We start from the raw sequence: 19,486 nt of genomic DNA on the forward strand, positions 1-19,486 counted from the left end.
ATGAATAATAAATTAATTAAGAAAATAATGAGAGGAGTCGTTGTCGGTGGCGCTTCTTTCAGTATCATCTGTTCTCTTTTTTCCTGCCAGAAATTCCTGGATAGGGAACCTCTGGACCAGGTATCTACACCGGCCTTTTGGGTAACACCACAGGAATTGGATGCCTATATAATAAATTTATATACTTGGCTTCCCGGACAGATAGGTACAGATGCAGGGAGTATGGGCTCCTATTCAGATGACCAGGTATCGGACAATATGGTGCAGGCATCGGGTTATAACAGATATATGAATGGTGAAAATTCCACCACCCCCGCTTCCGGTGGTTCATGGAACTGGACTGCTATCCGACAAATCAACACGTTTTTTGATAACTATAAAAAATGTACGGCACCTTTCGCGGCTTATCAGCAGACTTATGGGGAAGCTTGCTTTTTGAAAGCATTAGCATATCATAACATGGTGAAGGCGTTTGGTGATGTACCTTGGTATTCTCACGTGCTATCACAAACGGATTCAGTAGAATTGTTTAGACCGAGAGATTCCAGAGCGTTGGTGGTAGATTCCATCTTGGCACTCATGGATTCTTCCATCAAGTACCTTAAGCCAAGAGCTGCTGTTACTGTTAACAGGATCAATAAAGAAACAGCATTGATTTTTAAATCACGCGTAGCCTTGTTTGAAGGAACCTGGGCTAAATACCACGCCGGAACACCTTCGGCTTCAAGTGTAGATGCCAATAAGATGTTCCAAAAAGCAATAGATGCATACACGCAGTTTAAAACAGATTGTGGTGGATTTATAGGCAAATTATATAAAGCCGATGGTACAAAAGAGAGCTATCACAACTTGTTTGGCAAATTTGACTATGCAAATGTTCCGGAAGTTACCCTGAGCAGGACCTTTTCTAATGCGTTATTTCCAAATTCATGCCAAACAGGTTATGTACTATGGGAATATGGCTATGGTGGCTGCACCTGGTCTTTAGATATGGCAAGGAGTTATCTGAAAAAAGATGGAACATCAGTAGACATCATGGACACTATCAATGTAGCAACACAAACGGGTGCAGCTTGGTTAACTCAAATGGCAGATCTGCTTGATCCTAGGTTCCGCCAAAGTATCTTTGTACCGGGTGACTATATGTATGATAATACTCCTCCTTATAAGGATTGGGTATATAAAGAACCACGAATGAATTTGGATGCTACTCGACAAGCCAGAAGTTCAATAACCGGTATGGCTCCCAAGAAAGGACATAACCCAAGTTCGATAATGAAGAACTATTCTGATCCTGCGGTGGCAAGTGTTAATTTCAGAATACCGGAACTGATGCTCAACTATGTGGAAGCTTATGTTGAATTGAAAGGTGCCTTACCGGATCTTTCTGATAATATAGACTTACTCCGCGACCGCGTGGGTATGCCTGCATTGACAGGTAATCTACCGGACGTAACTAAAGGCTTCTGGCCTAACTATGGTTATCCTGTATCAAATATTCTGGCGATTGTGCGACAAGAAAGACGAGTTGAATTAGCCGGAGAAGGTTTTAGAACGAATGACTGGAAAAGATGGCGTGCACATGCGTTATTTAACGGCAGTCGTCCAAAGGGCTTTAGGTATAGTTCAACAGATGCCCTTCGTTCAACACTCCTAAAACGCGATGCCGGAGGTTATATGGATCCATACAACCCGAGTGGTCCTATTCCGTTTACTGCTAATGGAGGTGTGTACAAGTTCAATGATCAAAGAGACTACTTGTCTCCACTTCCAATGGATCAACTTATAAAGAACAAAAAATTGACGCAAAACCCAGGCTGGGATTCTCCCAAGTAATCGATTTTTATCTAAAACCTGTTGAATAGAGGATATGCTGCTTTTTTATTAAAGCAGCATATCCTTTTTTAGGTTCGGAACCAGGTCAAAACCCTTCACAGAGATATTTATACAATCAGCCCTTTTCCTCAGCATTTGTGCATTACCTGTTTAAATCAGACCAATGTTTTTTATAAAGCGCAGCTTTTTTCATAACCCAATTTCGAATTTTTGTAACTGATCCCAATGCCCATACAATTACTCCAAATGAAAAGGTTACTTTTTTTATTGTGTTTTACGCCACTTATGGCGGCAGCCACGGATTTCACGATCGTCACTCAAAGCAGCCACCCGGCCGTTGCTTTCAGTATTTCTGAACTTAAGAATTTTCTGGACAAAAAGGATGATTTGCACTTTACAAGTAATGGCAAATCAGCTGATTGGATCATAACATTAAAAAAGAATGCGTCCTTACAGGAAAGTGCTTTTGCTGTAAACTGCTTTGTCAGAAACAGGAAACAATACATTGAACTGAGTGGTGCTGCTGATAAAGATATTCCTTGTGCTGTTTACACGCTGTTGGAGAAGCTTGGCTATACTTTTGAGTTCAATGGTTATTTTCTTGATAGAAAGATCGATAAAGCAGCTCTTAAAAACTACTCCGAAATCATTGTGCCTGCAGTGAAATACCGTGGTATCCGGCAGCACATTAATTTCCCCATGGACATTTCTTCTTATTCACTACCTGATGCAAAGGAGTATATACGCAACCTGGCAAGGATGCGTTTCAACTTTATTGCGTTTCACAGTTATCCGGGTCAGTGGTACGAGTTAAAAAAGAAAGATACAACGGCATATGCCGGCAATTTTTTCTACGGCGACCGACATGATATTCCGGATAATCCACTGATTAAACAGTATGTCCATAACAACAAAACATACTGTATACCAGAGATAGAACCTTATTTTGACAACCTGCCCAAACGAAGCCAAATGACGGTGTATTGGCTGCAAGAGGTTATGAAAGAAGCCAAACGGGCAGGCATGACCGTACAGTTTTCATTTGAGCCAAGAAACAAATCGACTGATATACAGCCAACGCTTGAAGCATTGCAACAAATATACAGGCAATACCCGCAGATAGATGCCATCGAAATGATTACCGAAGAAAGTGGCGGCTGGGGCGCTCGAAATACTGCTGAAGAAACCAAATCAATTCTCAGCTCATTCTTCGGAACAGAAATTTTAAAAGACAGTATACTTACTTCGCCGATTGAGCCGGTGCAGTCAGATCTTTGTTATGTCTATGGACAAATAGGACATGTGCTTAAAGTAATTGATGCCGCCAATCAACACCATATTTCATTGCCACCGCTAAAGCTGGGCATTTATTGCACCAACAAATACAATGTACCCGCCTATCATCTTGCAAGAAAATATTTACCGGCAGGTAAAATTTGTATCATGCCTGCACATGGGAGCGAGTATGTAGCCCGCAACGTTCCAAAAGTTCTGTCTGATAAAAACGACCGGAAAAATACTGTCATATATTCCTGGCTGGAGTTTGACGGTATGATGTACCTGCAGCAAAATGGAATTAAAGGTATTTATGAATTACTTAGTGAGCAGCCGGGTATATCGTCTGGCGGCATGAATACCATAGCATTTAACCACTGGCGTACGGCTGAGAATAATATCACTGCCCGGTATGCTGCTCTTGCAACCATTTATGGCGCTGAAGACCCGGATGCTTTTTATAGAAACTATGCGCAACGGCTGGGTATATCGGATCCGGAAACATTTAGCAGGGCCCTGGGTTTGCTGCAAAAGGCCTTTAGTTCCCATACTTCAAACCTGGGCTTTGCCTGGAAGGGATACTGGAGAAATGGATTCATGTTTCATTCCGATAAAGAGCTGAAAGAAATGCTGCAACAATACGAAGCTGCAAGGCAGGTATTAAGTAATTGTGCGGCAGGTAATAAAAACAAGTATGCTCAAACAACCATTTCTTTCCTGGATAATCGGTTAAGGGCTACTAACATCTATCTTCAGGCATTTATAAAAGCCAATGAGTTGAATGCCCCGAACATCAGCAATGAAAAATACAATACCATCTGTAACGAAGTATTGAACATATTTAATGAATGTTTAAAGGTATATGCAGAGATGATGCCCGACAGAGGCTGTGAAGGAACATTGATCAACTTATATCTATCCCCGGTAAAGGCTATTAAGATATCACGACAAAAGAAAACCGGTGTTCCGTTAGACGAACCAATAAAGCCAACAGAGCATTTTGATGCACCTGCTGCGCCAATATTTAAAGATGGTAATTAGTCCCATGCAACGTTTGTTCGTTTTAGCAGGTAAGTGGTTTTTATTACAACTATTAATCAAATGACAAGAAGAAGCTGGAGCGTTATATTTTATTTCCTGGTGATTTTTTTTGGTCTTTCGGTAAATGCTTTTGGTATCAATATTTATATATCACCTAGTGGAAAAGATAGCAACAAGGGGAGTAAACAAAGTCCTTTACTTACTCTGAATGGTGCAAGAGACAGAATAAGGGAGCTCCGCAAAAGCGGCCCCATCAAAGAGACCATCTATGTTATCATTGAAAATGGTGTTTACTATATGTCGCGACCGCTTGAACTAAGTAGTGAAGATGGCGGCAGCGCAGCAGCGCCTGTAGTATATAAAGCGGCCGATGGCGCTTCGCCTGTTTTTTATGGCGGAATAGAAATAAGGGGCTTTACAAAAGTTAACGACCAGTTATGGAAAGCTTTTGTTCCACAAACAGCCAATTTCGGCTGGTATTTTGAACAGCTTTTTGTGAACGATAAAAGAGCTCAAAGAGCAGTAAGTCCAGATACAGGATTTTACTATCTTAAAAGTGCAGATGAAACCATTCTGGATAAGCGGGGAGCGAATGCCGGCTTTGCCGTTCAACAGGTTTGGCTTGACAGCGTTGATGCAGCAAAGGAACTGAGCCTGGTTGAGACGAAGGAATGGAATGACGTAATATTTCATTTTTATCATAAATGGGATTATACAAGAAAGCGATTGCAATTTTATAATCCTGAAAATAGCAGCTTCTATGTTGAAGGTAAAAGCATGAAGCCATGGAACAGGCTTGATTCGCATACGCTGGTTGCAATTGAAAACTATCGACAGGCTTTGGATCATCCGGGTGAATGGTTTTTATCGCGTAGCGGAGAACTGTTCTACATTCCGCTGCCCGGGGAAACCATTGAGCATACCCGGTTTATGGCGCCCGTGCTGGATCGGTTTATTGTGATGCAGGGGAATGAGCAGACCGGCAAACAGGTTGAATATATCCGTTTTGAAAATCTCAGGTTTAAAGTTTCCCGTTATCAAACCGGAGCAGGTGGAATTGAACCAATGCAAGCCGGTGCACAGGTAGATGCAGTTATACTGGCTGATTTTGCCAGCAATATTTCTTTTATGAATTGTGAAGTTGGACAAATTGGTACTTATGCATTCTGGTTCAGAAAATCCTGCAGCAACTGTACTGTTCAGCATTGCCTTATGCAGGATCTGGGTGCCGGTGGTATTAAGATTGGAAATGTTATTAGTCCGCAGAAGGGTGTTCCTGTTTATAGTGATACCTTAAAAACCGACCCAATTGATTCAATTGCTTTTCAAAAGTATTTAACCCGAAAAATAAAAATTGATAATAATATTATTCGCGGGGGCGGGAAAATATTTCCCTGTGCTGTAGGCGTTGGTATTTTAAATGGATCAGATAACACGGTAAGTCATAACGAGATTTCCGACCTGTTTTATTCAGGTATTTCTGTCGGTTGGGTCTGGGGTTACTCCTATAGCGCGGCTAAGCGCAATACCATTTCGTTCAATCACATTCATCATCTTGGTTGGGGGGTATTAAGTGATATGGGTGGAATTTATACATTGGGTCCATCGGAAGGCACTGTAGTCAGCAACAATACCGTCCATGATATTTATGCATACAGTTATGGTGGCTGGGGCTTGTATACAGATGAGGGATCAAGTGGTATATTGATGGAGAACAACCTTGTATACAACTGCAAAAGCCAGGGGTTTCACCAACATTATGGAAGGAACAACATCATTCGCAATAATATTTTTGCTTTTAACGGGAAATCGCAACTGGCTGCTACCCGAATTGAAAAGCATTTGTCATTTAGCTTTACCAATAATATTATCTATTTCACGAAAGGAGAGCTGACTGCAGGTAACTGGCATAAGGTGAATATATTATCTGACAGTAATTGCTATTGGGATACCCGGACTCCGCATATAAAATTCGATACAATCAGCTTTGACAAATGGCAAAACCTTGGAAGGGATCAACATTCCGTAATAACCGATCCGATGTTTGTTGCACCTGAATCCTACAATTTCGGTATCAAGAATTCAGCACTGTGCAGGACAATAGGATTCAAACCATTCGACTATGGACAGGCCGGCGTGTATGGCTCAGCTGAATGGAAGCAGAAAGCAGCTTTACAACCAGGTAGAATGAAGCAATTTTCAATTGAGCACTTCCCTGAAAACCGAACGGGTAGAGATTAGGGGAGTTGATTGCTGCTGCAAGTGATGATGTTTATTGTAAGCAGCGTAGCTTGGCTACCATTGATTTTTTGTGCTGATGTAATTTTTTTTTTAATGTGGATGCGCTTGCGTTATTTTGCCTAAAATCGATTACCCTAACGAAAATGCTTTGCCGCTACTTATTTATCTTGCTTGCCTTGATAAGCTGTATTAGCTTACTTAAGCTTCATGCCCAGGAGAGTTCTTCCCTAAAGGATCACTTGATTAATATTCCATTCAAAGTCTTTGAGGCTATTAATATCACCACATCAAAGCATATAAATGTCAATAATTGTTGACCGCATTGCCAAAAAAACGATAAAATAAGTTGTTTCAACTTTTTTATTGAAACAGATATAATATTAGAATTGATTCATATGAAACAAAAAACAAGTGATGACTGCAGAGAAAATTAAAGCCCTCACAGACTCAATCGCAGAACGAAACGACCATGCTGCTTTCGACCAGCTATTTCGGTATTATCTGCCGGGCCTGGTATCGTTTGCCGATTCTGTAATTAGCGACCGGCATCAGTCTGAAGAAGTAGTGAGCGACGTTTTTGTTAAGATATGGGATAACAGGAAGACCCTGACTGCAATAAGGAACTTTTCACATTATATCTATATTGCTACACGACATCAGGCATTGAATCATATTAAAAGCCGGAAGGGATCTGCTTTTGTGGACCTGGACGATGCTGCCTTTGAGGACCTGGGTGAAGCGGCTTCTTTGTCGTTTAAAACACCGGAAAGAAGTATGATCGCAAAGGAAAACCTTGAAAAGATAGCCCAGGCGATCAATGAACTCCCTCCCCGCTGCCGCCTGATATTCCGCTTGATCAAAGAAGAGGGGCTGAAGTATCACGATGTTGCTGCCTTATTGGATCTTTCGGTAAAGACAGTCGAAAACCAGATGACCATTGCAATGAAACGGATGGTGGAGGTGCTGGAAGAATCATTGCCCGAGTATAATATGTACTATGCGCAAAAAAAAATACAAAAATAATTACTACAGGTTTGGGGGGAAGAGGAGCAAAAAACTGTCTTTATAAATAATCAGAATAACATCAATATAAAATGGCAGGGAGCAGATTAATAGAATTATTAACAAAGAAGAAGTCAGGAGCACTGTCATTACCCGAGCTGAAGGAACTGAAGGATCTGTTGGCACGGAACCCGGAGGATGAATTCCTGGCATCACTGGTGGATGATGTATTCCGGCAGCGGCTTGAATATGAAAATATGTATTCTGCCTCGAAGATTGAAGAATCCCTGCAGCGCCTGCACAAAAAGCTGGAGCAGCAGGAGGGAGCCGGGGAAAAGCGGTCAAGGGTGTTCCGCCTGAATAAGATGGCTGCCATAGCAGCCTGCTTGCTGCTCTTGGCCGGGTTGGGGTTGTATATGTTGTATGCTACCGGAAGCCAGTCTCTGAAACAAAATGTTGTGGCTACCAAGAAGGGATCGAAATCATATATCCTTCTTCCGGATGGTACACAGGTATGGCTGAATGCAGATAGCCGGGTGGCATATAAAGATGATTTTGGAAAAGTAAACCGGGAGATTACACTCACCGGCGAAGCTTATTTCAATGTGGTGAAGGACAAAAGCCGGCCGTTTATCATTCACACGGAAACGATTGATGTTAAAGTACTGGGCACTGTCTTTAATGTGAGGGCATATAAAAATGACAGGAGTACAGAAACGACTCTGATCCGTGGATCGGTTGAGGTCAGCATGCGGAAAGATCCCGATCGTAAGTTTCTGCTAAAACCCTTTGAAAAGTTTTCCGTAAGCAATTCAGAAGAAGTGCGGGATAAGGAGGAGGCCGGAAGTGAAAGCACTGCCCTGTATACGGTAAACAAAATAAAACCAGTTGCAGACAGTTCCGGATCGATGGAAACAGAGTGGGTAAAGAATCGGCTGGTTTTCGAAAAAGAACGGCTCGATGCGATTGCTATGGAAATATCCCGCTGGTTTGATGTGGAGATACTGATAACAGATGAACACTTAAAAAGCATGGAATATAGCGGGGCAGTGGGCAATGCCAGCCTGGAGCAAGTTTTAGAATCGCTGAAATTAACTGGAGCCTTAAATTATAAAATCAATAATAAAACAGTTACAATAACCCCCTAATTTTTAATCCAAACAACTAACGATTTATGAAATAATTCCCCCGAAAAAAAAGGGAAATGTTGCGAGCATTTCCCTGTGATCAACGAAAAAAAAAGCTTTGCCAAGCGTTATTTATTCATTTAATCAATTCGAAGATATGAAATTATTTTTTCGTGTTTTAGAGAAGCTAAAACATCGAACGTATGTTAAGTTATTCCTACTAATGAAGCTTTCCGTATTCTTAATCCTGTTAACAGGATTTCAGTGCATTGCCGCAAATAGTAACGGGCAGGAAAAAATCAGTTTAAACCTCCGAAATGTGCCGCTTGACCAGGCGCTTAAAAATGTACGCGAACAATCGGGGTATAATTTCTTTTACAAAAGTGAGCTGGTTGCTGGTGTAAAAGTAAATGCCCAGGTAAAAGAACAAAGTTTAGAACAGACTATAGATGTCCTGTTAAAGAGCACCGGTCTGGGCTATCAACGTACAGGAGACCATTTGATATCGATCTTCCAGTTGGAAACGAATCGGGTAGCATTCTCATGGGTGTTAAATGGTAAAGTACTCACCAAAACAAACCAACCCGTTGTTGGAGCCTCTATTTTAGTTATGGGTACAAAAAGAGGGGCCTCTACAGGGAATGACGGTGAATTTATGATAGAAGTGGATTCCGAAAGGGACTCAATTCTGGTGACTGCGGTGGGGTTCAAATCAAAAACACTGCTTGCCGGATCCAGCCGTAACATCATCATTACACTTGAGGAAGACCTGGAAAAACAAAAAATGAACGAGGTGGTGGTTACCGCCTTTGGGCAAAAACAAATAAAAGAGGCTGTAACAGGCTCTGTTACTACAATTAAACCTGGAGAATTAAAAATCCCTTCCAGCAATTTAACCAACGCACTTGCCGGACAGCTGGCTGGTATTATTGGTTATCAGCCAGGAGGTCAGCCGGGTTATGACAATGCCCAATTTTTCATTCGTGGTGTAACCACTTTTGGTTATAATAATAGCCCCCTGATTCTAATTGATAATATTGAATCTTCTACAACAGATTTGGCACGTTTGCAGGTAGATGATATTGAGTCGTTTTCGCTGCTGAAAGACGCTGGCGCTACTTCATTATATGGATCAAGGGGTGCAAATGGAGTACTCCTGGTTACTACGAAAAAAGGTAAAGAAGGCAGACCTAATCTTACTTTTCGTATAGAGAACTCGGTATCTTCTCCTACCAGCCGGATTGAACTGGCGGATCCCATTACTTACATGAAACTTTATAATGAGGCCATTGTAACCAGGGATCCTTTCGCTAATCCCAAATACGACCAGAATAAGTTGGTTTTCACGCAACAAACTGTAAATAATGAACCCGGCGCCAATCCTTATATGTACCCTGCCAATGATTGGTTAAACCAGTTGTTCAAAAAACATACAAACAATCAACGGGCCAACCTGAATATCAGTGGTGGCGGGGGCGTAGCACGCTATTATGTTTCGGGATCATACAATGTTGATAATGGATTGCTTAAAGTAAGCCCTGTTAATAATTTCAACAATAACGTTAAGCTGCAGAATTACCAGCTTCGTTCCAATATTGATATCAGCCTTACAAAAACAACATCTTTGTCGCTGTTGTTAGGGGGCATCTTTGATGAATATAATGGACCTATTACAACAGATCCCAGTGGTGCTACCGATATGTACAACCTGGCCATGCATACAGATCCGGTACTGTTTCCTGCTTATTATGCGCCGGATTCTGCAAATATGTACACCAAGCATGTACTTTTTGGTAACATAATCGACTTGCCTAAAAACCCTTATGCGGAGCTTTTAAAAGGCTATTCCGAATTTACGAGGTCTACAGTAAATGTTCAGCTGAATGGTTCACAAAAACTGGACTTTATCACTAAGGGGCTGAAATTTTCCGGCCTGTTTTCAACCCAACGCTATTCCTATTACAGTTTATCGCGTCAATACCTGCCGTTCTATTATAATATACTTCCCACTAATTATGATCCGAAAACAGGCGGCTATAATTTAACGTGGATTAATTCGGAAGTGGGTAAGGCTACAGAATATCTGAATTTTACAAGGGGAAATACAGTGGTTTCATCGCAAGTATATTTCCAGGGTATTTTAAACTGGGACAGGACTTTTGGGTTACATACACTGGGTTCTTCTTTGGTCGCGGCTCGTCAGCAGCAATTGAAAAGTGACCAGGCTGCTGCGGGAGATGCATTGACTAATTCACTTGCTTATCGTAATCTAAATTATTCAGGCAGGGCGAGCTATACATATGATAGACGTTATACCATGGAGTTTAGTTTCGGTTACAATGGCTCCGAGCGTTTTTCTGAAAATAATCGATTTGGATTTTTCCCAACAGTGGGTGGAGCCTGGACTGTATCAAATGAAAAGTTCTGGGAATCCAGCGGCTTTTCTAAGGTCATAAACCGCCTTAAATTCCGTGGCTCTTATGGTTTAGTAGGTAATGATAATATAGCCGCTACACGTTTCTTCTACCTGGCTTCAGTGAACCTTAATGGTAACTCAGGATCAAGCTTTGGCGTCAATAACGGTTATGCACGTCCGGGGGTAACCATTGCAAATTATCCTAACCCGGAAGTTACATGGGAGACCTCTACGCAAACCAATCTTGCTACAGAATTTACTTTATTGAATGATTTGAAAGTAGTTGCCGAATTATATACACAAAAGCGTGAGAAAATTTATCAGAACCGGTTGAATATAGCCAACATGGGGCTGGAAGCTGGTGTAGGAGCAAATATTGGAGAGGCTTTTTCTAAAGGACTTGATCTGCAAATGGATTATAGTAAGAACATAACTCCTGAAATCATGATTGCGGGTCGTGGAAACCTTACGGTTACCCAAAGCAAATATGGTTTTTATGAAGAACCTGAATATCCTGGACAGCCCTGGAGAAAAATAACGGGAAGTTACATTAACCAAAGGATGGGCTATATCGCAGAGCGTCTTTTTGTGGATGATGAGGAGGTGAAAAATTCTCCTTACCAGTTTCCAAACACAATGGGAGGCGATATTAAGTATCGTGACATTAATAATGATGGAGTTATTAATACCATTGACATGGTACCTATTGGTAATCCCACCACTCCTCAAATTACGTATGGGTTTGGCCTTAGTTCCAGGATTAAACAATTTGATATTGCCTGTTTTTTCCAGGGTAATGCTAAAACCAGTTTGTTTATAGATCCGAATGCCGTAAGTCCGTTTATTGCTGCAACTGCTAATCAGCCCACACAATTACTTAAAGAGTTTGCAGATAACCATTGGTCAGAAGATAATAGAAATATTTATGCACTGTACCCGAGGATGGGTATTACTCCAACTGCTATTTTGAATAATACGGTATCAAGCACCTGGTGGATGCGTGAGGGCTCTTTTATGCGCCTGAAAAGTGTGGAGCTGGGGTATTCGTTAAAACAAGGTACTTTAAGCAGATTACGGATTAACAATTGTCGCTTTTACTTAAGCGGGTTAAATCTTTTGTTGTTCAGCAAATTTAAGTCATGGGATGTTGAACAGGGTGGTAATGCTTTTGCCTATCCGATTCAAAAAGTATTTAATGGAGGCATTCAAATCAGTATTAAATAATTAAAGGAAAAAAATGAAAAAATATATTATAGCATTGATTTGCATTGCTTCTTTTTTGGGTTCTTGTAAAAAGTACCTTGATATTATTCCGGATAATGTGGCTACATTGGAATATGCATTTCGCAATCGCAATGAAACAGAGAATTATCTTTTTTCCTGTTATAATCAAATGCAATCCATTCAAAGATTAGAGAATAATCCAGGTTGGACAGCATCGGGCGAATTAACAACGGTAGATAATTTTCCAGGGCAAGGTCTCGCTGGATCGTATAGTTCTGCGGGTTTCTTTGTGATCAGAGGATTTTTATCTCCTTATGGAACCGCTGCTTCTACAAATATTTACAACGATTTTAGCCAGGTTTATGTGGCTATCAGGCGCTGTAATACCCTTTTGGAGAATTTAAATATGCCGAAAGATCTGAGTTTGGGCGAGCGTGTGCAGTGGACTGCGGAGGCAAAGGCGCTGAAAGCGTTTTATTACTTCTACCTGGTACGCAAATACGGCCCTGTTCCTTTGGTAAAAGAAAATCTGCCCGTTAGTGCGGAAACCGAGGAAGTTAAACTGCCCCGGGCGCCCAGTGATAGCATATTTTCATATATCAATACATTAATAAATGAAGCGGCTCCCGATTTACCTGATCAGACTTACGATCTATCCAAGGAATTGGGCAGGTTTAATAAAATAATGGTGTCGGCATTAAAAGCAAAGGCTGCAGTATTGCAGGCAAGTCCTCTTTTTAATGGTGACCCCGATTTTAAAAAACTGGCTAATAGAGACGGAACTCCGCTTTTACCTGCTCAATTTGATCCCAAAAAATGGACAGCTGCAGCCGCTGCATGTAAAGAAGCGATCGATCTGTGTAACAGCTATAATATTTCACTGTATCGTTATTCGCATCCTGCAAACCTGGGTTACCTGCCCGACTCGTTGAAATTATTATTATCTATTCAAGGACCGATTAATTTTGAACGATCCTCGGCATTTATGATTCCGGAGATTATATGGCCAAGCAATGCACCGGCCCTGCAGCAACGTTATTTGGCGCCACTTGTATCAACTGCAGCCCTTAATGCACGAACCGTCTCTCCCATGGGGGCACTGGCAGTTCCTATTGCACAGGCGGAGTTATATTATACTAATAACGGCGTCCCTATTAATGAGGATATTAATTATAATTATGCCGGCAGGTATGCCTATTCCAATGGCACACCGGAGCAAAAGTTCTATGTTCAGTCAGGATATCCGATGGCTAATTTGCATCAGTTCCGTGAGCCCAGGTTTTATGCAGACCTTGCTTTTGACGGAGGTGTATGGTATGGAATGGGAACCACTACAATTAACAATCTACTTTATCTCTCTACCATAGGAACTTCGTTGTCGAACTGGACGGGCTACTGGGCAAAAAAACTCGTTAACTACCAATCAAAGCTGGCTCCTTCCAGTACTGCTGATCAGGTTAATTTCTATATTCCTGGAATGCGGTTGGCAGATTTATATCTCTTGTACGCGGAAGCTCAAAACGAAGCATCGGGTCCCGGTACAGAGGCTTATCGATATATTGATTCAGTTAGGGCACGCGCAGGTTTGAAAGGAGTGGTTGAGTCCTGGGCAAAATATTCTTCAAAACCCGATAAACCGCTTACTAAAGAGGGATTGCGATCTATCATACATCAGGAGCGTCGCATAGAATTATGTTTTGAAGGAGAAGTGGGCTGGGATCTGAAGCGCTGGAAGGAATACCTCCAGGTATTGTCAGAGCCCTTACAAGGATGGAATGCTTCTGGGATGGCTTTGCGTTCAGACTATTACAAACGTATGAATTTATTTACACCGGTTTTAGGGTTGAAGAATTACTTCTGGCCATTCCATGAATCAGTAATCCTCAATAATTCAAATATTGTTCAAAACTTATATTGGTAAAATATAAAACATGAAAAAATTATTAGTTATTTCATATTCCCTGCTATTTGCAGCGTTGTTTACAGCCTGTACAAAGGGTAGTAATTATAATGAGGTGGTATCAAAAGATAAAACTGTGCCCCCAGCAGTTTCTAATGTCCGGGTTGAGAACCTGGCTGGCGCTGCTCAATTAACTTATGATTTACCTAAATCGGATAACATTCTTTACGTAAAGGCTGATTATTTTATACGTGACGGCGTAAAAAGGCAAACAACTGCCAGTTATTATGGAAATAAAATGCTATTGGATGGGTTCGCCGACGCGAAAGAATATGAAGTTACCCTTACGGTTGTTAGCAGGGCTTCTGTTAGTTCCCAGCCCGTTACCATAAAAGTAAACCCGGGAACCCCTCCTTATAAACTGGCCTATCAGAAATTGTTGGCCAACCAAGACTTTGGAGGTGTGTATGCCACAATGACAAACGGAACCGGTTCAAATGTTGGATTGACCATTTTAAAATACGATTCCTTATATAACGTCATGAAGCCGGTGATGCAAAAGTTTAGTAAAGATTCTGTCATGACGCTAACGGTAAGGGGATATAATCCGGTTAACTACTATTGGGGCTTCGTTGTCAGTGATCAATTCGGTAACCACACGGATACTTTATTTAAGTGGATTACGCCAATCCTGGAGACCCAGATGGATAAAAGCTTGTTTAAAACTTTTCCGTTACCAACCGATCCTGCGGAAAACTGGCCGATGAGATATCTGTGGGATGGGAATTTAACTGGAGATAATCCTGGTTCATGGAGGGCCCTTGGAGGATCATTGTCTCCCGTTGTTTGTACGTTTGATATGGGCGTGTCTGCCAGGCTGAGCCGATTCAGACTATGGGGAAGAGGGGGCGCGTTTGCCTTTACAAATGAAAATGTAAAGGAATTTGCTATGTGGGGATCTAATCAACCTATACCGAAGGATGCGCTTCTTCCGGTAGGGGCAACCAAAGGTCTTGTGGTGGGCGATTGGATTTGTTTGGGTCGATTTCAGCATCCTCCTAAGCCATCCGGTCTTCCTGTAGGGCAAAATAGTGCAGAGGATAATGCATTATATGCTGCAGGTTTTGAATTCGAATTTGACAAAGATATCCCTCCTGTCAGGTATATGCGTTTAGCTGCGGAAACAATAATGCAAGGAGGAGGCAACGTTATCGTTAGAGAACTCACTTTTCATGGACAAGTAATTAAATAATATGAAAGTATTTAAAATAAATAGAACAGTTATCATTGGGGCATTTCTTGCGGTTATTGCCTGTAATAAACCAACAGAATATCGTTCCTACCTGGCTGGTAAAGAAATTCAATATCCTGGAGTTGTCAGCAATTTAAGGGCACTTCCCCAGGTCAACCAGGTTACATTACGGTTTAATCCCAGCTCCGACCAGAGTATTACAAAGTATAAGGTTTATTGGAGAAACGGAACTGATTCAATGAGTTTTACACCTTCGACCTTGAATCCGGCAGAAACGGAAAATTTGGTAATTCCCAACCTGCCGGAATCTGAAGTGGTAAATATATCCTTATACTCAATTAATGCTTTGGGGGTCTCAGTTCCAAAGGTTTTAAATGGTGTGCGTAGCATTGGGCCTGTATATCTTAATAATTTGAAAAACAGGTTCTTGACTAACGCTACCTCTGCGACTTTTAATCCTAAAAAAAGTCCGATGGATTCAGTTTATCTGAATTTCAGAGCGGATCCAGACAGTTTTAATGTTGCTACAAAAATCTATTGGGTAGATAAACAAGGGCAGCAAAAAGAATCAGAAATTAATGCTACTTCAACAAAAATTAGACTTCCGGATTTTAAAATTAACACCATGGTTTATTTCGAGTCATATTATAAACCAAATAGGTTTACTGATGAGTCGTATACGCCTAAAAGTGGGCGGGATTCGTTCCTGGTGTCGCAAAGTCTTTTTTAAATGCTATCAGAGTGCTGGACGGAGCGTGTTAAAGCATTCTAAGTTGAACTAAAATAACACAGTGCTTTATGTTGACCGTTTATGGATTGCATAAAGCACTGTGTTTTTTATTTCTATATAGAAGCTAATTGCCTGCAACCTGGCAATTCGTGTAAAAAGGCTACTTGTTCATGTAAAAAGGCTACTTGTTCGTGTAATAGAGGTACTTGTTTGTCTATTAATAATAAAGTTTAGTGTAATGATAGGCATTCTCCTTTTTTAATGTGAATGCGCTTGCCTTATTTTGTCTATTAACCTACTACCCATTAAACGACTACCCAAACGATGATGTGATTCCTCATGGTTTTATTATTACAATAAATTTTTTACAATTTACTACAGATATGATGTTTCGGTTTAAACTATTATTTTGGATGCTCTTAATGGTTGGCCCCAGTTGGGCACAGCAAACCAAGCTTTCAAAACAGGAAAGGAATTGGTTGTTAAGTTCAATAAATGAGCTTGACGGGAAATATGATCCCAAAGAAAAAATGCTGACCCAAAAGCTCAAAGGGTGGAATTACCATACCGATGCTATAAGCGGTACTTTTCATGATACCAGGGCTTCGCTTTTCTATGCCAAAAAGCTGATGGACTATGGTGGAAAGAATAATGTCAATAAGGCAATTGATATTATTGAAAGTACCATAGCCCTTCAGGATACTGTTAGCCGCTCAGGTACTCGTGGCGTATGGCCATACTTCAAGGAAGAACCGCTGGCTACCAAGAAATCACCGGTTGACTACAACTGGGCAGATTTCAATGCGGTAACCCTAATCGATATATGGATGGAACATAAGGATGAACTTCCCGATAGTTTGAAACCAAAGATGCAAAAGGCGATCCTCTTGGCTGCGCAGGCCATTCAAAGGCGAAATGTTGGTCCTTCCTATACCAATATAGCTATCATGGGGACCTATGTTACTTATGTAACAGCCCAGCTTTTTGATCAAAAGGAAATGTTTCAATACGCACAAAACCGCTTAAAAACCTTTTATGATTATACTGTAATAAGAGGTGGCTTTGAAGAGTACAATAGTCCAACCTATACCATAGTGGCTATAGACGAATTAAACAGAATGCAGCGTCATATCAAAGAGCCTGCTGCGGTAGCAATGGTCGATTCTTTGTATGCGTTGTCCTGGAAAATGATTGCACGTCATTATCACAAACCTACAGGACAATGGGTGGGGCCACATAGCAGGGCTTATAGTCCTGTTGTGGATGCTCTCTTTTCAGGAATTCTTTATGAGGCATCCGGTGGAAAGGTAGGTGCTCCGTCGTTTATTGGGGATGTTAAAATGACACATAAAATACCTCCTTATTTACTTCATTATTTTTTAAATCCCCAATATCCACGTACAGAATCTGATGTATTCGTTGTCAGCAATCCTAAAGTTACAGGGACTGCATACATGACATCAAAATATGCTATAGCAACAGCTAATAGAGCCAGTATGTGGAATCAGCGTCATCCACTGTTACTATATTGGGGCACTGATAAAAAGCCTCAATACTGCCAGGTGAGGCTTCTACATGATTCTTTTGACTTTAGCTCGGCAAGTTTTTATAGTGTACAGGATAAAAACAAGGTGCTTGCCGGTATCAACTTTATTACAAATGGTGGCGATAAACACCTTAGCATTGATCGCATTAAAAACGGTCAATTTAAGGCAAGCGATTTAAGACTCCGTTTTGAGTTTAATGCTGCTACTCCAATTACCAAACTTCAACTGCCAAAATCGATTCTTGAACCCTTTACTTTTGTGGCTGGTGGCTTGCCCTTTTACATTCATCCCTATAAAATGGAGTTTGGAGATTTGAAAGGTAAATGGGAAACAGGCAAGGATAGTACAAAGACCTGGATCGACTTTGTAATTTATTCCGGAGACTCAAGGGACTTTAACCTGTCTGAAATGAACAGCGCAGTTCTCGGATTTGCGATGGCTATTGACGATATGCTTAAGAATACCGATAAGAACGTAGCCGTATCTAAAGGCGAAGGCGATATGCTGGATGTTCAGTGGGGTAAATTGCAGTTGCAATTTGCAACTAAACCAACTACAGAACCTAGAAACTTGTAAATCAGTAATTGAATATCACTAAGCGGTAACTGTTGTTGTTACAACTGTTATCACCATATTTTATAAAACATAATTTGAAATAATGAGGCTGACAAGAACAGGAATCCTTTCCAAAATTATAGGGGTTAAAGCACTTATCTTCTTATTTATATTACAGGGAAACGCCCAAATAAAGTATTTTAAAAACTTTCCTGATAAAGCCAATCCGGAGACTGTAGGTATTAAAATCACCGAACGCTTTCTTTCACGACCACATTCGACTTATGGCAACCCATTGAAGATGAACCTTCCTGCACCACAGATCACTTATCCTGATGTGTGTACCTGGCTTGGGGGATTTTGGTTTGCAAAAGCAACCAATAATAAAGAGCTATTCAATAAACTGGAAGCTCGCTTCCAGCCACTGTTTACTACTGAAGCTAAGTTGCAACCCAAACCCAATCATGTTGATAATAACGTTTTTGGTACACTCCCATTGGAACTATATATACAAACAAAAGAGCAGAAGTATTTAGATATGGGAATGCGCTATGCCAATACCCAGTGGGAAGTCCCTCAAAATGCAAGTGCTGCTGAGAAGAAGTGGGCTGATGGGGGATACTCCTGGCAAACCCGTATTTGGTTAGATGATATGTTTATGATCACAGCGATACAAGCACAGGCATTCCGCGCTACCGGTGATTATAAATTTTTAAATCGGGCAGCCAAGGAAATGCTGGTTTACCTGGACTCAATTCAATTACCCAATGGCTTGTTTTATCATGCGCCATCAGCACACTTTAGCTGGGGCAGAGGTAATGGATGGATGGCTGTCGGAATGGCGGAATTGCTAAGGGCACTGCCCCAAAATAATGCTGACCGTCCCAAGATTATGAGTGCTTATCTGAAAATGATGGCTACTCTTAAAGAAAACCAATCTCAAAATGGTATGTGGAGGCAAGTAGTAGATGACGCAACCATGTGGGAGGAAACTTCCTGCACTGCCATGTTCACCTATGCTATGATTGTAGGGGTGCGCAAAGGCTGGCTACCTAAAAAAGAATATGGAGGTGTGGCTAGAAAAGCCTGGATAGCCCTTACAACAGGTTATATTGATGAGATTGGTGATGTTACTAAAGTGTGTGAGGGTACCAATATTGGTAACAGCAGCGAGCATTACCGCAATCGTCAAGGGCTCACAGGCGATCTGCATGGTCAGGCTCCGGTACTGTGGTGTGCTTATGCCCTAACAGCTCCAAAATTGTAAGAAACATTTTAGACTGAGTTGCCCTGTTTTTTACTGTCCATAAAAACAGGGCAACTCACTCACTTTAGTTCTT

General features: G+C 41.2%; 11 protein-coding genes. All 11 read left to right on the forward strand.

Annotated features, from left to right (window positions below):
- The 11 genes from OCK74_RS11705 to OCK74_RS11755 all read left to right on the forward strand — a co-directional run bounded on the left by OCK74_RS11705 (position 1) and on the right by OCK74_RS11755 (position 19,413).
- Positions 1–1,836: a RagB/SusD family nutrient uptake outer membrane protein gene (locus tag OCK74_RS11705; RefSeq protein ID WP_279297225.1), complete on the forward strand. Its 1,836-nt coding sequence runs from the start codon at positions 1–3 to the stop codon at positions 1,834–1,836.
- Positions 1,837–2,082: 246 nt separating this feature from the next.
- On the forward strand, positions 2,083–4,152 hold the full coding sequence (locus tag OCK74_RS11710; protein ID WP_279297226.1) for a hypothetical protein: 2,070 nt from the start codon (positions 2,083–2,085) through the stop codon (positions 4,150–4,152).
- 60 nt (positions 4,153–4,212) lie between these two features.
- Positions 4,213–6,393 carry a right-handed parallel beta-helix repeat-containing protein gene (locus tag OCK74_RS11715; RefSeq protein WP_279297227.1) on the forward strand — a complete coding sequence of 727 codons (2,181 nt, stop codon included), beginning with the start codon at positions 4,213–4,215 and terminating at the stop codon, positions 6,391–6,393.
- Between the two features lie 414 nt (positions 6,394–6,807).
- Positions 6,808–7,416: an RNA polymerase sigma-70 factor gene (locus tag OCK74_RS11720; protein ID WP_279297228.1), complete on the forward strand. Its 609-nt coding sequence runs from the start codon at positions 6,808–6,810 to the stop codon at positions 7,414–7,416.
- Positions 7,417–7,487: 71 nt separating this feature from the next.
- Positions 7,488–8,543, forward strand: a complete 1,056-nt coding sequence (locus tag OCK74_RS11725; RefSeq protein WP_279297229.1) for a FecR family protein — start codon at positions 7,488–7,490, stop codon at positions 8,541–8,543.
- A 202-nt stretch (positions 8,544–8,745) separates the two neighbouring features.
- A complete protein-coding gene (locus tag OCK74_RS11730; protein ID WP_279297230.1) occupies positions 8,746–12,162 on the forward strand; it encodes a SusC/RagA family TonB-linked outer membrane protein in 3,417 nt (1,138 codons plus the stop codon).
- A 13-nt stretch (positions 12,163–12,175) separates the two neighbouring features.
- Positions 12,176–14,083, forward strand: a complete 1,908-nt coding sequence (locus OCK74_RS11735) for a RagB/SusD family nutrient uptake outer membrane protein (RefSeq protein WP_279297231.1) — start codon at positions 12,176–12,178, stop codon at positions 14,081–14,083.
- A gap of 10 nt (positions 14,084–14,093) precedes the next feature.
- On the forward strand, positions 14,094–15,314 hold the full coding sequence (locus OCK74_RS11740) for a DUF5000 domain-containing lipoprotein (RefSeq protein ID WP_279297232.1): 1,221 nt from the start codon (positions 14,094–14,096) through the stop codon (positions 15,312–15,314).
- A 1-nt stretch (position 15,315) separates the two neighbouring features.
- Entirely contained in the window at positions 15,316–16,044 is a 729-nt protein-coding gene (locus tag OCK74_RS11745; protein WP_279297233.1) for a DUF4998 domain-containing protein, read from the forward strand.
- Positions 16,045–16,457: 413 nt separating this feature from the next.
- Positions 16,458–18,167: a hypothetical protein gene (locus OCK74_RS11750; RefSeq protein WP_279297234.1), complete on the forward strand. Its 1,710-nt coding sequence runs from the start codon at positions 16,458–16,460 to the stop codon at positions 18,165–18,167.
- A gap of 82 nt (positions 18,168–18,249) precedes the next feature.
- Complete coding sequence (locus OCK74_RS11755; RefSeq protein WP_279297235.1) at positions 18,250–19,413, forward strand: glycoside hydrolase family 88/105 protein; 1,164 nt, start codon at positions 18,250–18,252, stop codon at positions 19,411–19,413.
- Positions 19,414–19,486: the final 73 nt, after the last annotated feature.

This window comes from Paraflavisolibacter caeni, assembly GCF_025628885.1.
Taxonomy (GTDB): Bacteria; Bacteroidota; Bacteroidia; order Chitinophagales; family Chitinophagaceae; genus Flavisolibacter; species Flavisolibacter caeni.